General features: G+C 76.7%; 22 protein-coding genes. 12 read left to right on the top strand and 10 right to left on the bottom strand.

The features are described 5' to 3' along the window. Positions 1-57 precede the first annotated feature (57 nt). The 5 genes from J5O08_RS09340 (at position 58) to J5O08_RS09320 (ending at position 4,610) form a co-directional block, all read left to right on the top strand. Positions 58-729, top strand: coding sequence for a class F sortase (locus J5O08_RS09340; RefSeq protein WP_218706596.1), 672 nt, complete (start codon positions 58-60; stop codon positions 727-729). Beyond that, the gene (locus J5O08_RS09335) at positions 726-1,370 is read left to right on the top strand and encodes an RNA polymerase sigma factor (RefSeq protein WP_255589546.1); all 645 of its coding nucleotides are present in this window, start codon (positions 726-728) and stop codon (positions 1,368-1,370) included. Before J5O08_RS09340 ends, J5O08_RS09335 begins: the two co-directional genes overlap by 4 nt. Next, positions 1,351-2,166 (top strand): anti-sigma factor, encoded by an 816-nt coding sequence (locus J5O08_RS09330; RefSeq protein WP_218706595.1) that lies wholly within the window; start codon positions 1,351-1,353, stop codon positions 2,164-2,166. Before J5O08_RS09335 ends, J5O08_RS09330 begins: the two co-directional genes overlap by 20 nt. A 31-nt stretch (positions 2,167-2,197) precedes the next feature. After that, on the top strand, positions 2,198-2,851 hold the full coding sequence (locus tag J5O08_RS09325; RefSeq protein ID WP_218706594.1) for a maleylpyruvate isomerase family mycothiol-dependent enzyme: 654 nt from the start codon (positions 2,198-2,200) through the stop codon (positions 2,849-2,851). Between the two features lie 121 nt (positions 2,852-2,972). After that, positions 2,973-4,610: an FAD-dependent monooxygenase gene (locus J5O08_RS09320; RefSeq protein WP_218706593.1), complete on the top strand. Its 1,638-nt coding sequence runs from the start codon at positions 2,973-2,975 to the stop codon at positions 4,608-4,610. 10 nt (positions 4,611-4,620) lie between these two features. Here the strand turns inward: J5O08_RS09320 and J5O08_RS09315 are convergent, their stop codons facing one another. The 3 genes from J5O08_RS09315 to J5O08_RS09305 all read right to left on the bottom strand — a co-directional run bounded on the left by J5O08_RS09315 (position 4,621) and on the right by J5O08_RS09305 (position 8,805). Then, positions 4,621-4,983, bottom strand: coding sequence for a VOC family protein (locus tag J5O08_RS09315; RefSeq protein ID WP_218706592.1), 363 nt, complete (start codon positions 4,981-4,983; stop codon positions 4,621-4,623). Between the two features lie 157 nt (positions 4,984-5,140). Then, positions 5,141-6,943 carry an HNH endonuclease signature motif containing protein gene (locus J5O08_RS09310; protein ID WP_218706591.1) on the bottom strand — a complete coding sequence of 601 codons (1,803 nt, stop codon included), beginning with the start codon at positions 6,941-6,943 and terminating at the stop codon, positions 5,141-5,143. Between the two features lie 419 nt (positions 6,944-7,362). After that, on the bottom strand, positions 7,363-8,805 hold the full coding sequence (locus tag J5O08_RS09305) for a DNA polymerase IV (protein WP_218706590.1): 1,443 nt from the start codon (positions 8,803-8,805) through the stop codon (positions 7,363-7,365). Positions 8,806-8,899: 94 nt separating this feature from the next. Here J5O08_RS09305 and J5O08_RS09300 point away from each other — a divergent pair, with 94 nt between their 5' ends. Further along, a complete protein-coding gene (locus J5O08_RS09300) occupies positions 8,900-9,583 on the top strand; it encodes a Type 1 glutamine amidotransferase-like domain-containing protein (RefSeq protein WP_218706589.1) in 684 nt (227 codons plus the stop codon). Then, positions 9,580-9,990: a hypothetical protein gene (locus J5O08_RS09295; RefSeq protein ID WP_217613929.1), complete on the top strand. Its 411-nt coding sequence runs from the start codon at positions 9,580-9,582 to the stop codon at positions 9,988-9,990. The genes J5O08_RS09300 and J5O08_RS09295 overlap by 4 nt, the downstream gene beginning before the upstream one ends. Positions 9,991-10,021: 31 nt before the next feature. Here J5O08_RS09295 and J5O08_RS09290 read toward each other — a convergent pair whose 3' ends face one another. From J5O08_RS09290 to glnA, 3 genes are all read right to left on the bottom strand, one after another. Beyond that, complete coding sequence (locus J5O08_RS09290) at positions 10,022-11,437, bottom strand: PQQ-binding-like beta-propeller repeat protein (RefSeq protein WP_217613928.1); 1,416 nt, start codon at positions 11,435-11,437, stop codon at positions 10,022-10,024. Positions 11,438-11,549: 112 nt separating this feature from the next. Next, positions 11,550-12,593, bottom strand: a complete 1,044-nt coding sequence (locus J5O08_RS09285; protein WP_308160800.1) for an NAD(P)-dependent alcohol dehydrogenase — start codon at positions 12,591-12,593, stop codon at positions 11,550-11,552. A 158-nt stretch (positions 12,594-12,751) separates the two neighbouring features. After that, on the bottom strand, positions 12,752-14,176 hold the full coding sequence (glnA, locus tag J5O08_RS09280; RefSeq protein ID WP_218706587.1) for a type I glutamate--ammonia ligase: 1,425 nt from the start codon (positions 14,174-14,176) through the stop codon (positions 12,752-12,754). A gap of 172 nt (positions 14,177-14,348) precedes the next feature. Between glnA and J5O08_RS09275 the strand changes: the two genes are divergently transcribed. Continuing rightward, positions 14,349-14,843, top strand: a complete 495-nt coding sequence (locus J5O08_RS09275) for an RDD family protein (RefSeq protein WP_217613925.1) — start codon at positions 14,349-14,351, stop codon at positions 14,841-14,843. A 239-nt stretch (positions 14,844-15,082) separates the two neighbouring features. Here the strand turns inward: J5O08_RS09275 and J5O08_RS09270 are convergent, their stop codons facing one another. Then, entirely contained in the window at positions 15,083-15,808 is a 726-nt protein-coding gene (locus J5O08_RS09270) for a DUF4191 domain-containing protein (protein WP_218706586.1), read from the bottom strand. Positions 15,809-15,981: 173 nt separating this feature from the next. Here J5O08_RS09270 and J5O08_RS09265 point away from each other — a divergent pair, with 173 nt between their 5' ends. Then, complete coding sequence (locus J5O08_RS09265; RefSeq protein WP_218706584.1) at positions 15,982-16,500, top strand: flavodoxin domain-containing protein; 519 nt, start codon at positions 15,982-15,984, stop codon at positions 16,498-16,500. Between the two features lie 47 nt (positions 16,501-16,547). On the opposite strand, the gene J5O08_RS09260 is transcribed toward J5O08_RS09265, so the two are convergent. Next, positions 16,548-17,015 (bottom strand): MarR family winged helix-turn-helix transcriptional regulator, encoded by a 468-nt coding sequence (locus J5O08_RS09260; protein WP_308281508.1) that lies wholly within the window; start codon positions 17,013-17,015, stop codon positions 16,548-16,550. Between the two features lie 77 nt (positions 17,016-17,092). On the opposite strand from J5O08_RS09260, the gene J5O08_RS09255 reads away from it, so the two are divergent. Further along, on the top strand, positions 17,093-19,444 hold the full coding sequence (locus tag J5O08_RS09255; RefSeq protein WP_218706582.1) for an MMPL family transporter: 2,352 nt from the start codon (positions 17,093-17,095) through the stop codon (positions 19,442-19,444). Between the two features lie 10 nt (positions 19,445-19,454). Further along, positions 19,455-20,489: a Gfo/Idh/MocA family oxidoreductase gene (locus J5O08_RS09250; protein WP_218706581.1), complete on the top strand. Its 1,035-nt coding sequence runs from the start codon at positions 19,455-19,457 to the stop codon at positions 20,487-20,489. 16 nt (positions 20,490-20,505) lie between these two features. Here the strand turns inward: J5O08_RS09250 and J5O08_RS09245 are convergent, their stop codons facing one another. Further along, positions 20,506-21,393, bottom strand: a complete 888-nt coding sequence (locus J5O08_RS09245; protein ID WP_218706580.1) for a TIGR01777 family oxidoreductase — start codon at positions 21,391-21,393, stop codon at positions 20,506-20,508. A gap of 289 nt (positions 21,394-21,682) precedes the next feature. Here J5O08_RS09245 and J5O08_RS09240 point away from each other — a divergent pair, with 289 nt between their 5' ends. Then, the gene (locus J5O08_RS09240; protein ID WP_218706579.1) at positions 21,683-22,714 is read left to right on the top strand and encodes a LacI family DNA-binding transcriptional regulator; all 1,032 of its coding nucleotides are present in this window, start codon (positions 21,683-21,685) and stop codon (positions 22,712-22,714) included. A gap of 270 nt (positions 22,715-22,984) precedes the next feature. Here the strand turns inward: J5O08_RS09240 and J5O08_RS09235 are convergent. Beyond that, positions 22,985-25,043, bottom strand: a 2,059-nt coding sequence (locus J5O08_RS09235; protein ID WP_218706577.1) for a glucoamylase family protein, incomplete at its 5' end; no start/stop codon positions are given.

Raw genomic sequence — 25,043 nt, 5'->3', positions numbered from 1 at the left:
GGAGGCACCGTGCCACCCACCGACCCCGACCCCCGGCCGCGCCGCAGCCCCCGCGGCGTGGCCGGGATCCTCCTCGCCGTCGTCGTGCTGGGGCTGGCGGCGGCGGGGGTGGCGGGGGCGTTCGCGGGCTCGGAGCGGCAGCGTGCGGTGCAGGTGGTGACGTCCCCGCCGACGCCCTCGGCGACCGCCGCGCCGTCGCCGACCACCCCGCCCGCGACCGCCCCCGCCGTGCCCGTCGCCCCCGCCACGCCGCCGCCCGCCGCGGACCCGTCCCCGACCGCGCCGGTGCGGGTCGTGATCCCCGGCCGCGACGTCGACGTCCCCGTCGACCCGGTCGGCGTCGCCCCGGACGGTCAGATGGAGATCCCGCCGCTGGCCGAGCGCGGCGGCTGGTACCGGTTCGGTGCCGACCCCGGGGACCCGGCCGGGACGACGGTGATCGCCGCGCACGTGGACTCGATCGCGTCCGGCGGGACCGGGCCGTTCGTGCACCTGGTCGACGTCCGGCCCGGCGACGCCGTCGAGGTCGCGCTCGCCGACGGCAGCACCCGCACGTACGCCGTCGACGCCGTGACCCGGTTCCCGAAGGACGAGGCGCGGTGGCCCGACGTCTTCACCCGGGACGGCCCGCCGCGGCTCGCGCTGGTCACGTGCGGCGGGGCCTTCGACCGGGACACGCGGCACTACGTCGACAACGTCCTGGTCACCGCCGGCCCGGTCGGCGCATGATGGCCTCCGCGACCCCCGCACCCCGCGGCGGGGCCCGGCCCGCGAGGAGGCGTGCCCTGTCCAGCCCCGTCGCGCACCTGCGCCCGCCGCCCGAGTGGGACGACGACGCCCTGGCCCGCGCCTTCGAGGCGGGGGACGAGCAGGCGCTCGCCGAGGCGTACCGGCGCTGGTCGCCCTTCGTGCACACGGTGGCCCTGCGGGCGCTCGGGTCCGGGGCGGACGCCGAGGACGTCACCCAGCAGGTGTTCGTCGCCGCGTGGCGCGGGCGCTCCGGCTACCGCGCCGACCGGGGACCGCTGCGCGCCTGGCTCACCGGCATCACCCGGAACGCCGTCGCCGACGCGCTCGCCCGCCGCAGCCGCGACGCGCGGGACCTGCGCGCCGCGGCCGCCCGCGCCGGCCGGGACCCCGAGCCGGAGGCCGCCCGGGTGGCCGACCACGTCGTCGTCGTCGACGAGCTGCACCGGCTCGGCGAGCCGCAGCGGACGATCCTGGCCCTCGCGTTCTACGACGACCTCACGCACGACCAGATCGCCCGGCGGCTCGACCTGCCGCTCGGCACGGTGAAGAGCCACATCCGTCGTAGCCTGCAACGGCTGCGCGACCGGTTGGAGGTGGACGGTGCCGCACCTCGACCCTGACGCCGTCGCCCTGGCCGCGCTGGGCGAGCCGCTCGACGCGGCGCCCCGTGCGCACCTCGCGTCGTGCGCCGACTGCGCCCGGGAGGTGGCGTCGCTCGCCGCCGCGGCGGCCGTGGCGCGCGCCGGCGACGCGGGCGAGCTGGTCCCGCCGCCCGCCGCGGTGTGGGGGCGGGTGCGGGACGAGCTGGGGCTCGCGGAGGACGTGGTGCCGGAGGGCACGGACCTCGCTCGCGGCGACGGGTCCGCGGTCGACCGCTCGGCGGACGACGGCTCGGGGGACCCTGCCGCGGCGGCCGGCGGCGTGCCGGGTCCGCGTCCGGCGCCCGGTGTCGACCCCGTCCCCGCGGCCTCGCGCCGCCACCGGCGTGGCCCCTGGCTCGCCGCCGCGGCCGCCGGGCTCGTCGTCGGCGGCGTCGCGGGCGGCCTCGCCGTCTCCGCCGCGCTGCGCCCGGGCCCCGAGACGGTCGTCGCCGAGGTCCGGCTCGAGGCCCTGCCCGGCTGGTCCGCCTCGGGCGACGCCCAGGTCGAGGAGGACGCCCAGGGCCGCCGCACCCTCGTGGTCCGGGTGACCGACGCCGACGCCGACGGCTTCCGCGAGGTGTGGCTGCTCGACGCCGGGGCGACCCGCCTCGTGTCGCTCGGCCTGCTCGACGGCGACGAGGGCCGGTTCGCGCTCCCGCCCGGCCTCGACCTCGCCGAGTTCCCCGTCGTCGACGTGTCCGCCGAGCCGTTCGACGGCGATCCGGCCCACTCGGGTGACAGCATCGTGCGGGGCGAGCTCGCCCTCCCCGCCTGACCGGTGGGCCCACCGAGGACGCGGAGCGCACATGGCCCCCTGGGCACCCGAGCGGTTCTGGTCGGCCATCCGGGAGGAGCGGGCGCGGTTCGCCGCGGAGCTGGCGGCCCTGCCCCCCGAGGCGTGGTCGGCGCCGACGCTGTGCGGTGACTGGTCCGTCGAGGACGTCGTCGCGCATCTGACCGCCGGGGCGAGCACGGGGCGGTGGGCGTGGCTGCGCAGCATCGCGGCCGCGCGGTTCGACGCCGACCGGCACAACGCGCGGCGGCTCGCCGAGCACCGCGGCCCGGCGCCCGCGGACACGCTGGCCGGCTTCCTGGCCGTCGTCGACTCCCGGGTCGCGCCCACGGGCGACCTGTGGGCGTGGCTCGGCGAGGTCGTCGTGCACGGCACCGACGTCCGTGAGCCGCTCGGGCTGCCCGGCGCCCCGGACCCGGAGGCCGTCGAGGCGGTCGCGGCGGGCTACGCCCGGCGGGACTTCGCCGTGGCGTCCCGCGCGGTCGCGAAGGGCGTGCGGCTGGTCGCGGACGACAGCGGGTTCCGCGCCGGCGACGGCCCGGAGGTCACCGGCACGACACTCGACCTGGTCATGGCGATGGCGGGCCGGCCGTCGGCGGTGACGAGGCTCGCCGGCGAGGGCGCGCCGGTGCTGGCGGCCGCGGTGGCCCGCCGGCAGCGGGGCTGAGCGCCCGGTCGCGCGCCGGCTCGGGTCATCCGCGGCGGGTGAGGCCGTGGCGCGCCGCGCGCGGTCACGGTGGGCCACGGGCCGGGCCGCGCACCGTGGACGGCAGCCGGACGGGGGCGCGATGGTCGGCAGCGGGGGAGCGTCGTCCACCGTGCTCGTCGTCGGCGCGGGCCCCGTGGGTCTGACCGCCGCCTGCGAGCTCGCGCGGCAGGGCGCACGCGTCCGGCTCGTCGACGCGCTGCCGGAGCCCACGGAGCAGTCGCGCGCGGTCATCGTGCACGCCCGCACCCAGGAGCACCTCGCCGCGATGGGCGTCCTGGACGAGCTCGCCGGGCGGGCGGTCGAGATCACGGCCGTCGAGGTCCGGTCCGGCGCCGCGGGCACGCTGCGCCTGCGCGCGTCCACCCGCGGCATCGACTCCCGGTACCCGCGCGCGCTCGACACCCCGCAGCCGGTGACCGAGGCGGTGCTCGCGGGCCTGGCCGCACGGCTGGGCGTCGTCGTCGAGCGTGGCGTGCGGCTCACCGACCTCGCCCAGGACGACGACGGGGTCGACGTGACCCTCGAGTCCGCGGCCGGGCCCGAGCGGGTGCACGTCGGCTGGGTGGTCGGCGCCGACGGCGGGCACAGCAGGGTCCGCGCCGCGGTGGGTGAGCGGATCGAGGGCGTGTTCCACGGCGAGCTCTTCCTGTTCGCCGACGTCGCCGCGGCGACCACGCTCCCGCCGGACACCATCCGGCTGTTCGCCGGGGCGGACGGCGTGTCCGGGGCGTTCCCGATGCCCGACGGGCGGACGCGGTTCCTGATCCAGGTCCCCGCGCCGGGCCCGTCCGGGGACCCCACGCTCGCCGAGGTGCAGCGGCTCGTCGACGAGCGGATGGGCGAGCACTGGCGGCTCAGCGACGCCCGGTGGCTCGTCGGGTTCGAGGTGCACCACGGCCAGGTCGAGCGGTACCGCCACGGCCGGGTGCTGCTCGCCGGGGACGCCGCGCACGTGCACAGCCCTGCTGGCGGCCAGGGCATGAACACGGGGATGCAGGACGCGGTGAACCTGGCGTGGAAGCTCGCGCTGGTCAGCACCGGCCGGGCGGGGGACGCGCTGCTCGACAGCTACCACGCGGAGCGCTACCCGGTCGGTGCCGCGGTCGTCCGGCAGACCACCCGGCTCACGCACGCCGTCGCCACGCAGGGGCCGCGGGGGCACCTCCGCGACGTCGGGCTGCTGCTGCTCGGCCACCTGCCGGCGGTCGGCGAGGCGGTCGCGGCGAGTCTCGCCGAGGTGCGGCTGCGGTACCGGGGGAGCCCGGCCGTCGGCGGCGGGGACGGGGTCCGCGGGGCGTGCCCGGGCGACCACGCCCCGGATCCGGCGGGGCTCTCCGACGCGGACGGCGGCCCCGCCCGCATCGGCGACCTGCTGCGACGGCCCGGGCACCTGCTGCTGACCACGTGCCTGTCGCCGACGTCGCACGACCGGCTGCGGGCGGTGCTCGGCGGGCTCGGGACCGTGGTGCCGGTGGTCCCGGCTCCGCCGCCGTCGACGCGACCGTCGACGCACCCGGCACCGGACGGGTCGAGCGGCGGCCCCGTGCTGGTCGACCCGGGCGGCGTCGTGGCCGACCGGTACGGGATCGGCCACGACGGCGCCGCGCTGATCCGGCCCGACGGCTACCTGGGCTACCTGTCGGCGCGGACCGACCCCGCGGCGATTGCCCGGCACCTCGCGGAGCGCGAGCACCTGGTCGGCGTCGGCGGGGCGTGACGCGAGGTCGTCACCAGCAGAGGCAGAACGGGTGCCCCGACGGGTCCGCGTACACCTGGAAGCCCTCGGGAGCGGCCGGGTCGTCCGCCGGCTTCAGGAGCTCGGCGCCCAGCCCGGTGACGTGCGCGTGCGCCTCCGCCAGGTCCTCGACGTAGAGGTCGAGGTGGATCTGCTGCTGCTGCTCGCCGTCCGGCCAGTCGGGCCGCACGTGATCCGGGGCCAGCTGGAACCCCATCCGCGGCTCGCCGTCGACGTAGAGCATGTGCCAGTCGTCGTCGGGCTCCACGGTCCCGCCGAGGACGCCCGCCCAGAACGTGCTCTCCGTCGCGAGGTCGGCCGTGTCGAACACCGTCACCTGATGCTTGATCCGCATGCTCCGATGCTGGCACCGGCCACTGACGGGCGCGACGTGGCGAGGACGGGGCCGCGGGGCCGCGAGCCGTCGCGGACTGAGATTCCGGCGCGGGGCGGTCGACGGGGCGGTTGGCAGTGTGGTTGAGACGCATGTCGGCGGCGGGCGTGCCCTCGCCTCAGAACGGGGGTGGTGCGTCGTACGGGTCGGCCGTGGCGTCGTGGCACTGCCCGGTGCCGGGTCGGGTGAGGTACCGGTGCCCGGTCGGGGTGAGCCACTCGAAGAGCCCGGGTTCGATCTGGCGCAGCCGGAAGCCGCCGTCGGTCTTGAGGCGGTGGTGCCGGTGGCAGACCGGTCCGAGGTTGTCGGCGTCGGTGCGACCTCGGGGCGCGTCGGGATCACCACCGGGTTGGGGGTGGAACTCCTGGGTGTGGTCGAGCTCGCAGCCGCACGCCGGGACCCTGCACCCGGGTGCGGCGCAGGTCCGGTCGCGGGTGCGGATGAGCTCGGCCAGGGCGGTGGGTGGTCGGTAGCGTTCGCGGCCGACGTCGAGGACCCGGTCGGTGAGGGGGTCGGTGACGACGCGTTGCCAGACCCCGCCGATCGCCAGGGCCCGGGCTTGGACGGCGTCGACGGGGCCGTGGCCGTCGAGGTGGGCGGGCTGGTCGTCCAGCCCGAGCAGGGTCGATGCGGGGACGGTGATGCGGACCTCGGCGCCCGGGCGACCCGAGCAGCGCGTGCAGCCGCGACCCGGGGGCGCAAGCGCGGGCGCGGGCGCGGTGGCTCCGGTCGGTGCGCTGGACGTGGTGACGACAGCGCTGTCCCCGGTGTCGGGATCGGTCGTGGGCGGTGCGTCCGGCGTTCCGGCTGGCGCGGCAGGGCGGACCACGCCGGGGACTGCGTCTGCGGCGGTGTCGTCGAGCGGGGTGAGGGTGGCGATCGGGATCGGCTCGACCGGGCGGGTGAGCACCACACCGTCCCGGTCGATGAAGGTCGCACCGTTCCACGACCGCCGCGGCTCCGGCGGCACCGGCAGACCCGGGGACAGGTGGACCTCGAACGCCGGCCCGTCCGACTCCGGCACGTCGCCCACGACCAGGTCCCGCAGGCCGTCGGCGCGCAACTGGTCAAGGGTCCGGACATCACCCAGGGCCTTAGCGGTCTTCGCGGCATGGGTCAGCACCCCGTCGACGCGCAGCGCGTCCGTCGCGTCCAGCACCAGCCACATCGAGGCCATGCCGTCCGGCTGCGGGCGGGGGTGGGACACCTTTCGGGTGCGGCGGGCGCGTTCGCGCCGATCCGCTGCGCCCTCGGGGTCGACCAGCCGGATCTCCCGCGCCACGCGCTGGCGCAGCTCGGCGACCGAGCACTGGTCGGCGTCCGGCAGCACGGCGTCCTCGACCGCGTGCGCGACCTGGAACGACAGGTCCGCCAACTCGGCCGTCAGGACCTGGGCCTTGGCGGGGTCGAGGTGCCCGACCTCCAGGGCTTCCCGGGTCGCGCCGAGCATCCCATCGAGCACCAGCGCTCGATGCACGGTCTTCGTCGCGGTCACCCGGGGCCAGCCCAGCCGCATCGCCAGCTCGTCGCCCGCGACGCAGGCCTGCGTCGGCGGGGCACCGGCCAGCGGAGACCACTCCGGGCTCATCTCGTCCCGGGAGGCCAGCTCGGCGATCATGCCCAGGGTCCGGGCGTGCTGGTAGGACTCGATCCGGGTCTGCGCGGCGACCACCTCGACCAGGACCCCTGAGGCCAGCACGCTCGGGTCCAGGCCCCGCAGCCAGGCGTCCAGCACCGGCCCCGGCTCGCAGGACCGGATCGCCTCGATCTGCCGCTGCTCGCCCGTGCGCGGCGCACCGCCGGCCGCCACGGCCGGGTCCGGGCCGAAGTCCGTCAGGCAGGTTCCGTCGGGTGCGTAGACCGGCAGCACCGCGTCGGCGATCGGGTCGCCGTCGGGGTGTTCCTGCAGGTCAGATGCCATGGAACGACACTACCGACGACCACCGACATGACCCCGGCGCCCGACGCCCGCCCTGGGGACGGGGCACGCAACGCCCACCTGTGGAGGACTCAGGCGAGCAGGCTGGCCTTGGCGAGGGCGAACGGGTCGTCGTCCAGGACGCGCGCGTCGTGCAGCCGGGCGAGGCGCTGGAGCTGCTCGACCAGCCCCGCGTCGTCGGTCGGGCACGACCGACGACGGACGACGCGGACGCGGAGATCACCATCGACGCGGCGGCGGCGGTGCGTGCGCTGGGCCCCCGCCTCTCGGACGCCGACGACATGTCCACGCAGGCGAAGCAGGTGCGCGACGAGCCGCTGGTGCGGGAGCTGCTCGGGTGCTCCGGCCCGGTGCCCGCGACGCCACCGCGCCTGGTGTGCGGTGACGGGGACGGTCCGTCGCTAGGTCGGCTCGGGGTCCTGCGCGGGGCCGGCGTCCTCCAGCTCCGCCCCGTCGGGCCCGAGCGCGCCGACCAGATCGACCTCCTCCGTCGCCGGGTCCAGCCAGATCTGCCGTCCCGGCCCGGTGGCGGCGGTCTCGAACCGGACGGCGACCCGGCCGTCGTCGCGCGCCTTCACCACCCACCCGCGGCCGTGCACGGGGTGCCGGACGTCGAGGCCGGGGGCGGCGTCGTCGACCCGGAGCCGACCGCGTCGGCGACGGGCGACGGGACGGAGCGCGTCCGGGTCATCGTCGCTCGACGCGCCGCCGCCCTCGGCACCCGCCGGCGATCCCGGGACCGCCGCGTCGACCGGTCCCGCCAGGTCCAGCATCAGCTGCGCGTGCTCCGACAGCCCGCTGAACGCGACCCCCAGCAGCCGGACCGGCTCGGCCAGCTCCACCAGGTCCAGCGCCCGCGCCGCCGCCTCGTGCAGCGCCGCCCGGTCCGCGGTCGGCGACGGCAGGGACACCGCACGGGTCACCGTGCTGAACCCGGCGAACCGCACCTTCGCCGTCACGGTCCGGGCCGCGCCGCCGTGCCGCTCCAGGCGGGTGTACGCCTGGTCCACCACGGCGGGCAGCTGCGCCGCGACCTCGGCCCGGCCGTGCAGGTCCCGCTCGAAGGTGTGCTCGGCGCCGGCGGACTTCCGCTCCCGGGTCTCGGCCACGGGCCGGTCGTCCCAGCCGCGCGCGACCCGGAACAGGTTCGACCCGGCCGCCTCGCCCAGCACCATCGTCAGGGTGTCGAGCGGCTGCCCGCGCAGGTCCTCGACGGTCCGCACGCCGATTTTCTCCAGCCGCTCCGCGGACACCGGCCCCACGCCCCAGAGCGACCGCACCGGCATCGGCAGCAGGAACGCGTCCTCGTCCTCGGGCGCGACCACCACGACCCCCGCGGGCTTGGCGGCCGCGGAGGCGAGCTTCGCGACGAGCTTCGACCGGCCCATCCCGACGGACACCGGCACGCCGGCGAGCGCGACCGCGCGCTCCCGCAGGTCCCGGGCGACCCCCGGCCAGCCGTCCGCCCCCGGGTGCACAGCACCGAGGTCGGCGAACGCCTCGTCGATGCTCAGCGGCTCGACCGCGTCGGTCCGCTCGCGCAGCGCCGCCATGATCCGCGCCGAGTACGCGGTGTACGCGTCGAACCGGGGGACCACGACCGTCGCCTGCGGGCACGCGCGCCGGGCGCTGGCCATCGACATCGCCGAGCGCACGCCCATCGCCCGGGCCTCGTAGGACGCGGCGGCGACCACCCCGCGCGGCCCGGTCCCGCCGACCAGCACCGGGCGCCCGCGCAGGGAGGGGCGCTGCGCCTGCTCGACCGACGCGAAGAAGGCGTCCGCGTCCAGGTGCGCGATGCTCGGCTCGGTGCGCAGGCGCGGGGCCGTCACCTCGCTGCTCACCGGGCCATGCTGCCGCACGGCACCGACACGCGCGCGGGTGCAGGATGGGCCCGACCCCCCCAGCGACCGACGGCCCGCGAACCCGGGAGGACCCGTGCAGCTCCTGCTCACGTCCGGCGGCGTCACCAACCCGAGCATCCGCGCCGCGCTCGACCGGCTGCTGCCCCGGCCGGTCGCCGAGTGCCGCGCCCTCGTCGTCCCGACCGCCCAGTGGGGCCACCCGCTCTGCGGTCCGGGGTCGGTGCGGGGCCTCATCGCGGCCGAGCCGGGGTTCGAGCACCTGACCGGCCTCGGCTGGGCGTCGCTCGGGGTCCTCGAGCTCACCGCGCTGCCGACGATCGGCGCCGAGCGCTGGGCGCCGTGGGTGCGGGACGCCGACGTGCTGCTGGTGGACGGCGGTGACGCGACCTACCTCGCGCACTGGGTGCGGGAGTCCGGGCTGGCGGACCTACTCCCGGGCCTGCCCGACCTGGTGTGGGTCGGCGTCAGCGCCGGGAGCATGGTCATGGCGCCGCGGATCGGCGAGATGTTCGTCGAGTGGGCCGACGCCCCGGACGACAGCGCCCTCGGGGTCGTGCCGTTCGCGATCTTCCCGCACCTGGACGCGTTCCCCACGAACACGAGGCCGGCCGCGGAGCGGTGGGCGGCCGGCCTCGGCGGGATGCCGGCCTACGCGATCGACGAGCAGACGGCGATCGTCGTCGCCGACGGGACGGTCGAGGTGGTGTCCGAGGGGGAGTGGGTGCGGCTCGGCGGCGCGGGGGAGGAGCGGCGATGACGCGCTTCGCGATCGACGCCCCGACGGCCGTGCGCCTGGTCGAGGAGGGGTTCGTCGTGCCGGACGGGCACCAGCTGGTCGCCCCGAACCTGCTCCGCTCGGAGGCGATGGGCCTGCTCTACCGCGCCGTCCGCGCCGGGACCCTCGACGCCGCGCGGGCCGAACGGCTGCTCGACGGGCTGACGACGATGCGCGTGCGGCTGCTCGGCGACCGGGTCTCGCGGGCCGTGGCCTGGCGGATCGCCACCGAGCGCGGTTGGGACGACGTCGCGCCCGCGGAGTACGTCGCGGTCGCCCGGCTGCAGGCGGACGTGCTCGTCGCGTCGGACGCGGACCTGGCGCGGCGGGCGCGGGGCCTCGTCGAGCTCGCCCCGGTCGAGGACCTGCTCGCGGTGCGGGCCCCGTAGTTCCGCGACGCCGCGGCCGACGTCCCGCCGGTCACCGCAGCAGCACCATCTCCCGCCCGCCGGAGCCGTAGCCGTACAGCGCCCCGTCCCACGACCACAGGGAGTCGACCCCGTCCGGGACGGGGGTGGTCCAGGCACGGCGCCCGGACCCGAGGTCGTAGGCCGACAGCACCAGGTCGGCGGTGCCGTCCTCGCGCTCGGCGCGCAGCAGGTGCCGGCCGTCGGTCATCAGCCCCGTGCCGTCGACGGGCGGCGCGGTGGTGCTCCAGCGCTCCGCCCCGGTGAGCGCGTCGACGGCCCAGACGACGGTCAGGTCGGTCCCGTACAGCACGCCGTCGAGCAGGAGGTAGCCGCTGCGGGGACCCGTCTCCCCGGGACGCTCCCACAGCGTGCGCCCGGTCGCGGCCTCGACGCCGCGCACGACGCTCCCCGACCCGTCGGGCGCGGACACGGGCTGGACGCCGGGCGCGGAGCCGTCGTCGGGCGACAGGTACAGCGGGTAGCCGTCGAGCGTCGCGGTCGCGCTGCCGTCCGGCCCGAGCAGGCGCAGCGCGCCCGTCGTCGGCACGGCCACCAGCGCGTCGCCGCGCGCCGCGTACAGCGCGTCGGCGTCCGCCTCGATCCGGCCGTCCGCGGGGTCGACCGCCCAGGTGGCGGCGGTGCCCTGGACGAACAGGTGCCCACCGGCGGAGACGAGCCAGCCGCTCCAGAAGGACGGGTCGACCGGGTCGTCGATCTCGGTGCGCCACCGCTCCGTGCCGCGGACGTCGCTGCCTGTGAGGACGACCCCGTCGTCGCGGCGGACGCCGACGACGAGCACCTCCCCGACGACCGTCGCCTCGGCACCGGGCTCCAGCTCCCGGGCGCCGGCCACCGCCCGGGCGGCGAGGTCGACCTCGACCAGCCGGGTCGTGACCGGGCCCCCGTCGCCCGAGGGGCCGTCGGTGACGGCGCACCACAGCGTCGCCGCGGGGCCGTCGGAGCCCGAGGTGCACGCCACGCTGCGCGTGTACCCGTCCTCGGTCACCAGCACCCCGATCTCGGCGCGCCACCGCTCCTCGCCGGTGCCCGGGTCCAGCGCCACCACGGCGGCGGGCTCGCCGCTGCCCGGCGTCAGCACGCCTGCGATCAGCCCGTCCGCGGTCCGGGTCCCGGACGCCAGCAGCCCCATGGCGTCGGCCGTGCCCCACGGCGCCGCCTCCAGGGGAGCGGTGACGGTCTCGGCGAGGACGCCCGGCGTCGCGCGCAGGCGCTCCGCCGCGGCCTCGTCCCGGCGGTCGGCGACCATCTGGGCCGCGACCAGCGCCAGGACCACCGCGACCGGCACCGGCCACCAGCGGCGCAGCAGCGCGCGGGCGCGCGCGGCGGTGCGCGACGGCGCGACCGGGTCCTGCTGCGGCTCCATGACGTCGTCGAGCTGCACCTCGGCCATGCGGTCCGCCCCCATGACCGGCGACTCTACGGTCGCGCGGGTGGCCGTGGGGCGGGTTCGCGGGCCGGGAACGGCACAGCCCCCTCCCGCGCGGTGCGGGAGGGGGCTGCGCCGTGCACGCGAGCGCTCAGGCCATCGTCGCGACGTCGATGACGAACCGGTACCGCACGTCCGAGCGCAGCACGCGCTCGTACGCCTCGTTGACCTCGTCGGCCGCGATCAGCTCGGTCTCGGGTGCGATGCCGTGCTCGGCGCAGAAGTCGAGCATCTCCTGCGTCTCGGCGATGCTGCCGATGCTCGACCCGGCGAACGAGCGGCGGTTGCCGAACAGCGTGAACACCTGGACGGGCAGCGGCTCGCCGGGGGCGCCGACGTTCACCAGGGTGCCGTCGAGCCGGAGCAGGGACAGGTACGCGCCCAGGTCGACGACCGCGGACACCGTGTTGACGATGAGGTCGAAGGTGTTCGCGAGCTCGGCGAACGTCGCCGGGTCCTCGGTGGCGAAGTAGTGGTCCGCGCCGAGCTCGAGGCCGTCGGCCTTCTTGCTCAGCGTGCGGGACAGCACCGTGACCTCGGCGCCCATGGCGTGCGCGAGCTTGACGGCCATGTGGCCGAGACCGCCCATGCCGACGACCGCGACCTTCTTGCCCGGGCCGGCGCCCCAGTGGGCGAGCGGCGAGTACGTGGTCACGCCGGCGCACAGCAGCGGCGCGGCCTTGTCGAACGGGATGGCCTCCGGCACGCGGAGCACGAAGTCCTCGTCGACGACCACGTGGGTCGAGTAGCCGCCCTGCGTGATCGTGCCGTCACGGTCGACGGACGCGTAGGTCTGGGTGTTGCCCTCCAGGCAGTACTGCTCCAGGCCGGCGCGGCAGTTCTCGCACTCCCGGCAGGAGTTGACCATGCAGCCGACCCCGACGCGGTCGCCGACGGCGTGCCGGGTGACCTCGGCGCCGACCTCGGCGACCACGCCGACGATCTCGTGCCCGACGACCTGCGGGTAGGTGATGGGGCCCCAGTCGCCCCGGACGGTGTGGATGTCGGAGTGGCAGACGCCGGCGTAGCGGATCTCGATCAGCACGTCCTTCGGGCCCACGTCGCGACGCTCGATCGTCACGGGGACGAGCGGCTCGGTCGCGGAGGGGGCGGCGTAGGCGTTGACGGTGAGCACGGGACTCCCAGGGGTGCGGAGAGAGGGGGTGGGGCCGACGCGGAGGACTCCGGCCGCCGGCTGGGGTCCATTCTCGACCGTCCGGACCGGGGACGCCACGAGGGGCGCCTCCCTGACGGGAGACGCCCCTCGCATGCGCACTGACCGGGAGCAGCCGATCAGACGTCGTAGTAGAGCTCGAACTCGTGCGGGTGCGGGCGCAGCCGGATCGGGTCGACCTCGGCGGACCGCTTGTAGTCGATCCAGGTCTGGATCAGGTCCGGGGTGAACACGTTGCCGGCGGTCAGCCAGTCGTGGTCGGCCTCGAGGTTGTCCAGCACCTCGGCGAGCGTGCCGGGCACCTGGGCGATCTGCGCGTGCTCCTCGGGGGGCAGCTCGTACAGGTCCTTGTCGACCGGCTCCGGCGGCTCGATGCGGTTCTGGATGCCGTCGAGGCCCGCCATCAGCATGGCGGCGAACGCCAGGTACGGGTTGGACGACGGGTCCGGCACGCGGAACTCGATGCGCTTGGCCTTCGGGTTCGACCCGGTCACGGGGACGCGGATGCACGCCGAGCGGTTGCGGGCCGAGTAGACCAGGTTGACCGGCGCCTCGAAGCCCGGGACCAGGCGGTGGTAGGAGTTCACCGTCGGGTTGGTGAAGGCCAGCAGCGACGGGGCGTGCTTGAGCAGGCCGCCGATGTACCAGCGGGCCATGTCGGACAGGCCGCCGTAGCCCTTCTCGTCGAAGAACAGCGGCTTGCCGTCCTTCCACAGGGACTGGTGGACGTGCATGCCCGAGCCGTTGTCGCCGAACAGCGGCTTCGGCATGAAGGTCGCGGTGCGGCCCTCGGCGTGCGCCACGTTCTTCACGACGTACTTGAACAGCTGCACCTTGTCGGCCGACTTGGCGAGCGTGTCGAAGCGGTAGTTGATCTCCGCCTGGCCGGCGGTGCCGACCTCGTGGTGCGCCCGCTCGACCTCGAGGCCGAGGGCGTCCAGCTGGAGCGAGATCTTGTCGCGCAGGTCGGCGAAGTGGTCGACCGGCGGGACGGGGAAGTAGCCGCCCTTGTAGGGGGTCTTGTGGCCGAGGTTGCCACCCTCCTCGACGCGGCCCGTGTTCCAGGCGGCCTCGATGGAGTCGATCGAGTAGAAGGACGAGTTCTGCTTCGTCTCGAAGCGCACGTCGTCGAAGATGTAGAACTCGGCCTCGGGGGCGAAGAACGCCGTGTCCGCGATGCCGGTCGAGCGCAGGTACGCCTCGGCCTTGGCGGCGACCTGGCGCGGGTCGCGGCTGTAGGGCTCGTCGGTGTACGGGTCGACGATGTGGAAGTTCAGCACGAGCGTCTTCTCCGTGCGGAACGGGTCGACGAACGCCGTCGTCACGTCCGGGAGGAGCTTCATGTCGGACTCGTTGATCGCCTGGAAGCCGCGGATCGACGACCCGTCGAACATCTGGCCCTCGACGAAGAAGTTCTCGTCCACGGACGCGGCCGGCACGTTGAAGTGCTGCATCACGCCGGGCAGGTCGCAGAACCGGACGTCGACGAACTTGACGTCCTCGTTCTTGATGAAGGCCAGGACTTCCTCTGGCGTGCTGAACATCCGCTGCTCCTCGGGTTGACGTGCCCTCACCGGGCTCCGTCGAGGCTAGGGGTGCCCGATTTCCCGCCGGTGTACCGATTGTTTCGACCGTGTTACGTGACCCCGGATCCGTGTTGCGGGCGCGTGACGAGGGCCGGTCGGGGCGCGCACGGCGGGCGGTTACCGTTGACGCATGGTCGATCGCGAGGACGTCGGTTCGTGGCTCGAGGGGCCGCCGGTGGGGGGCGGAGGCGCGCCGAGCGGCAGCCGGCTGGGCCTGCCCGCCACGGGGAGCGGGTCGCTCGCGCCGCTGGGCCGCCGGCTGATCGCGCTGCTGATCGACTGGTTCGCCTGCCTCGCCATCGCCAACGTGTTCCTGCCCGCCGACGCGCAGCAGCTCGGCACGCTGGCGGTGTTCGCCGTCGAGAACGTGCTGCTGGTCGGCACCGTCGGCGGCACGCTGGGGCACCGGCTGCTCGGGATCCGCGTGCGCCGGGTCCGCCCGCCGGCTCTGGTGGCCCGGCCGGACGCGCCGCCCGCCGACCCGGGCCCCGACGCGCCGCCGAACCTGCTGCTGGCGCTCGTGCGCACCGTGCTGCTCTGCCTGGTGATCCCCGCGGTCGTGTGGGACGCCGACGGCCGCGGCCTGCACGACCGCTCCGCGGGCACCGCGATCGTCCGCCGCTGACCGCGGGGCCCTGCCGGACCCCGCACCCGCACCCCGCCGCGCCCTGCCGCACCTGCGCCTCCGGTGCCGTTCGCCGAGATGGCAACTCTCGGCTGTCCCGGGCCGGCCGCGCACAGCCGAGAGTTGCCATCTCGGCGGATGTGCGCGGCGTGAGGGCGCGGCGCGCGGGCGGGGAAGCAGGACGCGCCCGCGCCCCCCAGGGGTGCGGGCGCGTCTGCGCGTGCGGGAGGGGCGGCGGGTCAGCGGCCGCGCATGCCCTTGCGGTCCGGGCGGACACGCATCGGGTCGACGCCCTTCGGCACCGGCATCTTGACCGCGCCGAGCGCCTGCAGGCGCTTGACGACCTCGCCGACCTCGGCCTTGGTGAGCTGCGGCTTGAGGCGCTGCACCTTCCGGGCGAGCTGCGGCAGCGGGACCTGGCCCTCCTCGCGGCCGACCTCGATCAGCGTGATCGGGACGCCCTGCAGGACGCGGGCGGTGCGCTTGCGCTCGGACTCGAGCAGCTTGCCGATGCGGTTGGCGGGGCCCTCGCCGATCAGGACGATGCCCGGGCGGCCGACGCCGCGGTAGACGAGGTCCTGGGTGCGCGGCGCGACGGCGACCGGCTCCTGCGCGAACGTCCAGCCGCGGCGGATGGTGCCGAGCGCGGACAGCGCGGCGCCGGGCTGGCCCTCGATGCGGGCGTACGCGGCGCGCTCGGCGCGGCGGGTCAGGGTGAACATGGCGCCGAGCAGCGCGAACGGGATGCTCAGCAGCAGCGTGTACCACCACGTGAAGAACAGCAGGCCCAGGATCAGGCCCACGGCGACGATGCCGAAGAACACCCCGAGGATCAGCCAGGTCACCGCCGGGTCCTGCTGGCGGGTCATCTGGTACGCCTGCCAGACCTGGTGGTACCACCGGGTCTTCTTCACCTTCGCGGGCTTCGCGGCCGCGCCGGCGGTCGGGTTCTTCTCACGGGCCATGACCCGGGAGTCTACCGGCGCGCGGGGCGTCGCCGTCGCCCGGCCGCGGCGCCTTCCGCGAGCCCGTGCGGGACGCCGGGACCGAGGTCCCTGGCGGTCGCCGTCGCGGGCGGGTGACGCTGGGACGACGGGCGCGGCGCCGGTGCCGGCCCCGGGACGCGGGGGAGGCGACCATGCGGGTCCTGGTGACGGTGGCGTCGCGGCACGGCAGCACGCGCGAGATCGGCGTCGAGGTGGCGGAGGTGCTGCGGGCCGCGGGCCACGACGTCGTGGAGGCCGACCCGGACGAGGTCGACGCGGTCGACGGGTACGACGCCGTCGTGCTCGGCTCGGCGGTCTACGTGGGTCGGCTCGCGGCGGCGCTGCGGGAGCTCGTCGACCGGCAGGGCGCGCAGCTCGCCGCCCGGCCGACGTGGTTGTTCTGGTCTGGCCGGGTGGGGGAGCCGCCGCTGCCCGCGGCGGAGCCCGACGACGTGCGGGTCGTGGCCCGGCGGGTGGCGGCGCGGGGCGTCGCGGCGTTCGGCGGCCGGCTGCAGCGCGACGAGCTCGGGCTCGCGGAGCGCGCGCTGGTCGCGATGATCGAGGCCGAGGCGGGCGACTTCCGCGACTTCGACGAGGTGGACGTCTGGGCGGCGCGGGTCGCGGACGAGCTGCGGCGGATCGAGCGCGGTGGCCGGGTGGCGCAGGGCTGACCCGCGGCCGCACGCCGGCGGGGCCGCCGCCGCGCGACGACGTCCCGTCAGCGGCGCGCGACCAGGAGCAGCAGCCCGCGCAGCTGCTCCACCTGCTCCGGCGTCAGCCCCTCGGTGACCATCGCCTCGGCCGCGACCGGGTCCGAGGCCGCGAGCACCGCGGCGCGCCCGGCGTCGGTCGCGGAGATCTGGTGCTTCCGCCGATCCGTGGCGTGGGCCGTCCGGGTGACGTAGCCCGACCGCTCGAGCCGGGCGAGCACCCGGCTCATCGTCTGCTCGGTGACGTCGCACAGCGCCGCGAGCTCCGCCTGGGTGCGCGGGCCGCGCAGCAGGATGACGAGCACGGGCTGGCTCGCGTGGTTGAGGTCCCAGGACGCGAGGTGCGCGTTCCAGTCCCGCTCGACCCGGCGCGCGGCGGCGGACAGCAGGCGGCCCACCGGCCAGCCGCTCGGCTCCGGCGCGGCCATCGCCTCCCACCGCGGGTGCTGCTGCGGTCCTCCGGCGTCGCGCTCCACTCGTCCCTCTCCTCCTGCTGGGCAGTTGCCCCGGCCTCATGTTGCCGGAACGCGGAGCATCCCGCATAGTGCTCAGCATGCTGAGGAACGGGGCACGGGGGATCGGGCGGGGACTGGCCGTGCTGGCCGTCGCCGCGGGGTGGCTGGCGGTGGGCTCGCTCGGGGGCATGGCCCAGGGGCAGCTCTCGCAGGTGCAGACGAACGACGCGGCGGCGTTCCTGCCGTCGTCGGCCGAGTCGACGCGGGCCGCGGAGGCGTCGGCGGCGTTCACGGAGTCCGAGGCGCTGCCGGTGCTGGTGGTGTTCGAGGCCGAGGGCGGCGGCGCGCTGGACCCGGCCGCGATCGAGGCGGTGCAGCCGGTCGTCGCCGGGCTGCCGGACGTGCCGATGCCCGGCGCCGACCCGGCGGCGGGCGACCCGGCCACGCTCGGTGACGTGCTCACGGCCGACCCGGTCGTCGTGCCCTCGGAGGACGGCGAGGCGCTGCTGGTCCCGCTGTCCCTCGACGCCGCGCAGGCGGACGCCTCGCTCGCCGACGACGAGAGCGTGGTCGGCGCGACGGTCCAGGCCGTCCGCGACACGCTCGCCGACGAGCTGGGCGCGACCGCCGACTCGTCCGGGGAGGCCGGGCTGCGCGCCTGGGTGACCGGGCCGGGCGGGTTCGTCGCGGACCTCACGAACGCGTTCGGCGGGATCGACGGCGTGCTGCTGCTCGTCGCCCTGGGCGCGGTCCTCGTGATCCTCGTGCTGGTCTACCGGTCGCCGTTCCTGCCGCTCGCGGTGATCCTCACCGCGGTGTTCGCGCTGTGCGCCGCCGCGCTCGCCGTCTACCACCTGGCCGACGCCGGGGTGCTGACGCTGAACGGCCAGGCGCAGGGCATCCTGTCGATCCTCGTGGTCGGCGCGTCCGTCGACTACGCGCTGCTGATCGTCGCCCGGTACCGCGAGGAGCTGCGCACCGTCGAGGCGCCGGCCGCCGCGATGCGCCGCGCGCTGCGTCGCAGCCTGGAGCCGATCACCGCCAGCGCCGGCACCGTCGTCGCCGGCCTGCTCTGCCTGCTGCTGTCCGACCTCGCGTCGAACCGGTCGCTCGGCCCGGTCGGCGCCCTCGGGATCGCGGCCGCGTACCTGGCGGCGTTCACCCTGCTCCCGCTGCTGCTGCTGATCGCGGGGCGCCGGTCCCGCGTGCTGTTCTGGCCGCGGGTGCCGCGGGTCGCCGAGCCGGGCGCGCACGCGGTGGGCCCGGCGCACGACGAGCCGGCGACCGTCGGGGCGGGCGCGCCCGCCGTCCCGGAGCACGACCACCACGGCGCGCACGCGCCCGCCGGCCACCCCGCGCCCGCCCAGGGCCTGTGGGGCCGGCTGGCCCGAGGCGTCGGCCGCCGCGACCGGCTGGTGTGGGTGCTGACCACCGTCATCCTGCTCGGCTGCGCGGCGTTCCTGCCGACGTTCCAGGCCTCGGGCACCAGCCAGGCCGACGTGTTCCTGACCGACGTCGACGCGGTGGCCGGCGAGGAGGTGCTCGCCGCGCACTTCCCGGCCGGCACCGTCCAGCCCGCCACCGTCATCGTGGCGCAGGACGAGGCCGACGCCGTGGTCGAGGCGGCGCTGGCCGTCGACGGCGTGGTGTCCGCGGCCCCGTACACCGGGGCGACGACGGGCGCACCGACGGGAGGCGGTGGCCCCGGGGCGGACGAGCCCGCGGAGCCGGTGGTCGTCGACGGGGACGTGCGGGTCGACGTCGCCACCGAGGCGGCCGCGGACACCACGGAGGGCGTCGCGACGGTCGAGCGGCTGCGCGAGGCGGTGCACGAGGTCGCGCCCGACGCGCTGGTGGGCGGGGCGGCCGCCGAGACGCTCGACGCGCAGGACGCCGGCACCCGGGACCTGCGGGTGATCGTGCCGGTCGTGCTGGTCGTGATCCTGCTCATCCTCATGGTGCTGCTGCGGTCGGTCGTGGCTGCGGTGCTGCTGATGCTCGCCAACGTGCTGTCGTTCGCGGCCGCCCTGGGTGTCGCGGCGCTGGTGTTCGAGCACGTGCTCGACTTCCCGGGCGCCGACCCGGCCGTCCCGCTCTACGCCTTCACCTTCCTGGTGGCGCTCGGGGTCGACTACTCGATCTTCCTCATGACCCGCGTCCGTGAGGAGAGCGCGCGCCTCGGCACCCGCGAAGGTGTGCTGCGCGGGCTGGCCGTGACGGGCGGGGTGATCACGTCGGCGGGCGTGGTGCTCGCGGTGACGTTCGCGGCGCTGGGCGTGATCCCGCTGCTGTTCCTCGCGCAGCTGGCGTTCATCGTGGCGTTCGGCGTGCTGCTCGACACGCTGGTGGTCCGCAGCCTGCTCGTCCCGGCGCTGGTGCACGACGTCGGCCGGCGCACCTGGTGGCCGAGCCGGCTCGCGCGTCAGGAGGAGGGCGTGCACCGGGCCTAGGGTGGCGGCCATGACGGACGCGCTGCGGGTGGGACTGGTCGGCTACGGCTCGGCGGGGCGGGGCATCCACGCCCGGCTGCTCCGCGAGGTCGGGGCCGAGGTGGCCCGGGTCGTGACCCGGAACCCGGCGCGCGCCACCGCGGCCGGCCGGGACTGGGCGGGCGTCGCGGTCGACGCCGACGTCCCGTCGCTCCTCGCGCACGCGACCGACCTCGACGTGGTCGTCGTCGCCAGCCCGACCGGCGACCACGTCGAGCACGTCACGCAGGCGCTGGCCGCGGGGGCGTTCGTCGTCGTGGACAAGCCGCTGGCGACGACCGCCGACGAGGCGGCCGCCCTGGCGCGGCTGGGCGCGGAGGCCGGCGGGCGGCTGACGGTGTTCCAGAACCGCCGGTGGGACCCGGAGCAGCTGACGCTGCGCGGGCTGCTCGAGGCCGGGGAGCTGGGCACCGTGCACCGGTTCGAGCGTCGCTGGGAGCGCTGGCGCCCGGTGCCGCAGGACCGGTGGAAGGAGAACGACACCCGTGCCGGCGGCCTGCTGCTCGACCTCGGGGCGCACCTGGTCGACTCCGCGGTCCAGCTGTTCGGGCCGGTCGCGCGGGTGCACGCCGAGCTCCGCAGCCTCACCACCCCCGCCGAGGACGACGTGTTCCTCGCGCTGACCCACGCCCCCCGGCCGGACGGGTCCGCGGTCATCAGCCACCTGCAGGCCGGCGGGCTGGTCGGCGCGCCCGGCCCGCGCACCCGGGTGCTCGGCGACCGGGGTGCGTACCTGGTGACGAGCTTCGAGGGCGAGGCGACGCCGTTCTCGGTCCTCGACGAGGGCGACGACGCGCACGAGGGCTGGCTGGTGCACGGCGACGAGCGGGTGCCGGTGCGGCGCGCGCCCGGCGGGCACCCGGACTTCTACCGGGCCGTCGAGGCGTGGGTGCGGGGCACCGGGCCGGTCCCCGTCGACCCGGCCGACGCGGTCGTCACCGCGCGCGTCCTGGACGCGGCGCGCATCTCGGCCCGCGAGCACCGCGCGGTCGCGCTGGACGCGTAGCACCGCCCGGACCGGGTCAGGGGAGGACGTACGCCGCCGCGGCCTCCGGGGTGGGGTGGGTGTGCTCGAAGCCGGAGGCCGTGAGCGCCGCCGGGACGACCCGCAGGCTGCCGAGGATCTCCTCCGAGAACTGGCCCAGGGCGATCCGCAGCGCGAAGCCCGGCACCGGCAGGACCGCGGGCCGGTGTGCGCGGTGGGCCAGGGCCCGGACGATCGCGAGCTCCGTCGCCGGCTCGGCCGTGAGGTTCACCGGCCCGCTGACCGGCGCGTCGAGCAGGTGCAGGATCGCGCGCACCTCGTCCTCGAGGCTGATCCACGACCAGTACTGCCGGCCCGACCCGAGCGGCCCGCCGAGCCCGAGCCGGATCAGCGGCAGCAGCCGCCCGAGCGCCCCGCCCGACGGCGCCAGCACTATCCCGGTACGCAGGAACGCGACCCGGACCCGCGGGTCCGCGACCGCGGGCGCCGCGGCGGCCTCCCACGCGCGGACGACCTCGGCGAGGTAGGAGGTGCCGTACGGCTCCTCCTCGGTCACCCGGGTGTCCCCGCGGTAGCCGTACGCGCCGGTCGCGGAGCCCTGCAGCAGCACGCGCGGCGGCTCGGCCATCCCGGCGACCGTCCGGGCCAGCAGCCCCGTGGTGCTCGTGCGCGACTCGAGCACCACCCGCTTGCGGGCCGGGGTGAGCCGCTTGTCTCCGACGCCCGCGCCCGCCAGGTTCACCACGGCGTCGGCACCGGCGAGGGCCGCCGGGTCGAGCACCCCGGCCTGCGGGTTCCAGGTGCGCTCGTCGGGCGTCCGCGGGGCGCGGCGGACCAGCCGGCGCACCTCGTGGCCCTCCGCGCGCAGCCGCGCGACCAGCGCCGTCCCGATGAGCCCGCTCGACCCCGCCACCACCACGATCATGCGGCCGACCCTACGTGCGGCGCCGGTGCGCGGCGCGCCAGGGGGCGGTGCGTCGCGGGCGCTGCGCCGGGGGTGCTGCGCCGGGGGTGCTGCGCCGGGGGCGCTGCGCCGACCGCGGTCGTGCGCGCCGAGCGCGGTAGCCCGGGCCACCGCGCTCGGCGGGAACCACCGCGCTCGGCGGCGGGCTTCCGGGGGCGGCGGCGGGCCTCCGGGCGCGGTCCGGGGGCGGAGGCCCGCCGCCCCGCGAGCGGCGCCCGGGTGGCCCCCGGGCGCCCTACGCTGGGGCGTCATGGACGCCGAGCACCCGGGCGCCGGGGCGCCGCCGCCCCTCGCCGTCGTCGCCGTCGAGGCGGGCGTCTCCGTGCCGACCGTGTCGAAGGTGCTCAACTCCCGGCCCGACGTCGCCGGCGCCACCCGGGAGCGGGTCGCGGCGGTGCTGGCCCGGCACGGCTACGCGGTCCGGCCGTCGGGGAGCCGGCGCACGGGGTTCGTGGACCTGCGCGTGGTCGACCTGGACAGCACGTGGGCGGAGGCCGTGGTGCGCGGGGCGGCCCGGGCAGCGGCGCGGCTGGGTGCCGACCTGGTGGTGACGGTCGACTCCGACCCGGGCTCGGGGTCGGGCGGCGCGTGGGTCCGGCACGCGCTCCGCCGCGGGACGGACGGGCTGGTGAGCGTCGTCGGCGTCCCGGACGAGGCGGCGCGCGCCGACCTCGCGCGCGCCGGGGTGCCGCTCGTGGTCGTCGACCCGCGCACCCGTCCCGACCCGGAGCTGCTGGCCGTCGCCGCGACCAACTTCCGCGGCGGCCTCGACGCCACGGCCCACCTGGTCGGGCTCGGCCACCGGCGGATCGCCACGATCACCGGGCCGCAGGACCAGGACAACGCCGTCGCCCGGCTCGCGGGGTACCGGACCGCACTGATCCAGGGCGGGCTCGTGGTCGAGGAGGAGCTGGTCCGCGGCGGGGCGTACGGCGTGGACGCCGGCTTCCGCGCGGCCGAGGTGCTGCTCCGCGCCGAGGACCCGCCGACCGCGGTGTTCGCCGCCTCGGACGACACCGCGATCGGCGTGCTGCGCGCGGCCCGCGAGCACGGCGTCCGGGTGCCGGAGGACCTGTCGGTGGTCGGGTTCGACGACCAGCCCGTCGCCGCCTGGCTGGACCCGGCGCTCACGACCGTGCGGCAGCCGCTCGACGAGATGGGCGACGCCGCCGTCGCGCTCGCGCAACGGGCGCGGCAGGGCGGCGGGCGCGGGCACGCGCACCTGGAGCTGGCGACGCGCCTCGTCGTACGGGCGTCGACGGCCGCGCCGCGGCGAGGCTGACGGCCGCGGCGCACGCTGACGCGGCGCCGGCGCGCTCGCGTACCCCGCGCACGCCCCGCCTCGCGCGCGCCCCGCGCACCCCGCACCCCGCACACCGACGCCGAGTCTCCGAACTCGGACTGCGTCCCGCGGGGGTGCGGGAGTCCAGATTCGGAGACTCGGCGTCGGTGGGCGCGCGTGCGCGGCGTGGCGGGGGCGCGCGGCGGGTGCTCACGCACGCGGCGGGTGCTCGCACGCGCGGAACCGCGAGCGTCCCCGCCCCCGCGCGGGTCAGGCGTTCAGGCGCCTCCGGAGGAGCAGGCCCGCGCCGGCCGCCAGGGCGCCGAGGGTCGCGAGGACGCCCAGCGCCGCGTGCGCGCCCGTCACGGCGAGCGCGGACTCCGCGGCGCCGCCCGCCGCGGGCTCGTCGCCCGCCGGCGCCGTGCCGGTGCCCGGGTCCTCGGCCCCGGGTGCGACCACTCCGGCGTCGCCCGGCCCGGGTCCCGCGCCGGCCGCGACGGTCACCGTGACCGCCGCGCCGGGCACGGTGAGCCCGGCGTCGTTCGTGGTCGACAGCGCGAGCGCGTGCTCGCCCGCGCCGGGCGGGGTCGCGACGTCGCACGCCCACACCCCGTCCGCGTCGACGTCGGCGGTGCACCACGCGGCGCCGTCCGGCCCGGTCACCGTGAGGTGGGCGCCGGGCTCGCCGGTGCCCGCCAGCCGGGTCACGGCGTCGACCGTCGACCCCGGAGCCGGATCCGTGAGCACGGGCGGCACCGGCTCGGCGGCGGACGAGAACACCTCGGCCGCGAGCACCGGCTTCAGGTTCTGCTCCATGTCGGGCCCGACGACGTAGTCGCGCAGCAGCCCGTCGCGCAGGTAGTTGCCGATCGCGGCGACGATCATCGACTGGTCGAGCGACAGGTACCGCTCGGCGACGGTCCCGGATCGCACGGCCACGGCGTCGTAGAACCCGCCCGGTCCGTAGGCGTCGAAGTCGGCGGCGATGTTCCTCAGGTTGTCGACCACGCCCCGCGGGTCGTACTCCAGGCCCAGGAACGCGGCGTGCGGGGTGACGACGCCGTCGCCGAACTCGGGCTCCGGGTTGGTCGCCTCGCGGCAGCCGGCGAAGCCGAGGTCGACGTCGGTGGTGCCGTCCGACAGGTAGCCGTCCGACCGCATCCCCAGGACGTCGACGCCGTACTCCGCGTAGCCGCCGTGCGGGTCGCTGGCGGGGGAGAAGCCCCAGTAGCCGTAGCCGGCCTCGTCCAGGCCGTGCCGCTTCTGCGCCTCGACGACCAGCGGGTGGTTCACGCCCCAGGACCGCGGGGCCCACTCGGACTCGGGCACCAGCATGTCCGGCATCAGCGCCTCGAACATCGAGCCGCCCCAGCCGGGCACGAGCGCCATCTCGTCGTAGTGGTACACGCCCTCGTAGACGGGGACCCCGTCGTAGGTGCGGGTCACGCCACTCGGGCGCTGCTCCTGCCAGGACCAGTCGCAGGTCGACGGGAAGGTGCGGTAGGTGCCCCAGTACGCCTCGGGCGGGATCTCGCCGTCGGCGATGCCCAGATAGAGCGCGATCCGGGTCTCGGAGACCGTCGTGTCGTAGTGGTGGCAGGTGTAGTACACGGTCTCGCCGCCGGTGTAGTTCCCGGGCACCGAGCAGCCCGAGGGCTCCTCGTCCCAGAACCCGCCGCGGATGAGCCCGACGCCCAGGTCCGCGCGGCCCTCGGGGTTGTAGTAGACGCCGAAGTGCATCGAGTCGTAGAGCGCGGTGGCCTCGTCCGCGAGGCGCGGCTCGGCGGACGCGACCACGCGCAGCGCGGCGGCGAGCCAGCCGTTGTCGACCGACGACAGGAAGTGCTCGACCGGGTCACCGCTGTCCGGCCAGGTGTCCACGCGGTCGCCGGTGGCCGGGTCGTACCAGTTGTAGAACATGCCGGACTCGTCGTGCCGGTCCAGGCGCTCCAGGGTGCCGAGCGTCGTCGCCATCCGGTCGCGGGCGTCGCGGTGGCTGAGCAGGCCGAGGTCCCGGGCGACGACGGTCGACCACAGGTAGCCGCCGATGTTCGTCGGCGAGGTGTAGGCGCTGGCGGTGCCGGGCTCGAGGGCGCCGGGCATGTTGTCCGCGACGAGCCCGGTCCCGGGGTCGGTCATCGCGTCGAGGGAGCGGTAGGTGTCGGCGAGCCACGTGCGGAGCTGACGGACGTCCCGCCCGCCGCCGTGGCCGCCGCCGTGCCCGCCGCCCCGGGCCTGGGCGCCCTGGGCCGGGTCGTCCTGGGACTGGTCGCCGCCGGCCGGGACCGGGGCGGCCGCGGCGGTCGGCGCCAGCGCGGCGGCCGCGCCC

It is taken from the genome of Cellulomonas sp. PS-H5, from assembly GCF_019265565.1.
Taxonomy (GTDB): domain Bacteria; phylum Actinomycetota; class Actinomycetes; order Actinomycetales; family Cellulomonadaceae; genus Cellulomonas.
The sequence above is the reverse complement of the archived record's forward strand: the minus strand, read 5'-3'. Positions and strand labels throughout refer to the sequence as shown.

Bases quoted from the DNA above. Each gene is read 5' to 3' on its own strand.
- J5O08_RS09335 (WP_255589546.1), top strand. From the start codon at position 726: ATGATGGCCTCCGCGACCCCCGCACCCCGCGGCGGGGCCCGGCCCGCG.
- J5O08_RS09325 (WP_218706594.1), top strand. From the start codon at position 2,198: ATGGCCCCCTGGGCACCCGAGCGGTTCTGGTCGGCCATCCGGGAGGAG.
- J5O08_RS09320 (WP_218706593.1), top strand. From the start codon at position 2,973: ATGGTCGGCAGCGGGGGAGCGTCGTCCACCGTGCTCGTCGTCGGCGCG.
- J5O08_RS09315 (WP_218706592.1), bottom strand. From the start codon at position 4,983: ATGCGGATCAAGCATCAGGTGACGGTGTTCGACACGGCCGACCTCGCG.
- J5O08_RS09310 (WP_218706591.1), bottom strand. From the start codon at position 6,943: ATGGCATCTGACCTGCAGGAACACCCCGACGGCGACCCGATCGCCGAC.
- J5O08_RS09295 (WP_217613929.1), top strand. From the start codon at position 9,580: ATGACGCGCTTCGCGATCGACGCCCCGACGGCCGTGCGCCTGGTCGAG.
- J5O08_RS09290 (WP_217613928.1), bottom strand. From the start codon at position 11,437: ATGGGGGCGGACCGCATGGCCGAGGTGCAGCTCGACGACGTCATGGAG.
- glnA (WP_218706587.1), bottom strand. From the start codon at position 14,176: ATGTTCAGCACGCCAGAGGAAGTCCTGGCCTTCATCAAGAACGAGGAC.
- J5O08_RS09275 (WP_217613925.1), top strand. From the start codon at position 14,349: ATGGTCGATCGCGAGGACGTCGGTTCGTGGCTCGAGGGGCCGCCGGTG.
- J5O08_RS09270 (WP_218706586.1), bottom strand. From the start codon at position 15,808: ATGGCCCGTGAGAAGAACCCGACCGCCGGCGCGGCCGCGAAGCCCGCG.
- J5O08_RS09265 (WP_218706584.1), top strand. From the start codon at position 15,982: ATGCGGGTCCTGGTGACGGTGGCGTCGCGGCACGGCAGCACGCGCGAG.
- J5O08_RS09255 (WP_218706582.1), top strand. From the start codon at position 17,093: ATGCTGAGGAACGGGGCACGGGGGATCGGGCGGGGACTGGCCGTGCTG.
- J5O08_RS09250 (WP_218706581.1), top strand. From the start codon at position 19,455: ATGACGGACGCGCTGCGGGTGGGACTGGTCGGCTACGGCTCGGCGGGG.
- J5O08_RS09245 (WP_218706580.1), bottom strand. From the start codon at position 21,393: ATGATCGTGGTGGTGGCGGGGTCGAGCGGGCTCATCGGGACGGCGCTG.
- J5O08_RS09240 (WP_218706579.1), top strand. From the start codon at position 21,683: ATGGACGCCGAGCACCCGGGCGCCGGGGCGCCGCCGCCCCTCGCCGTC.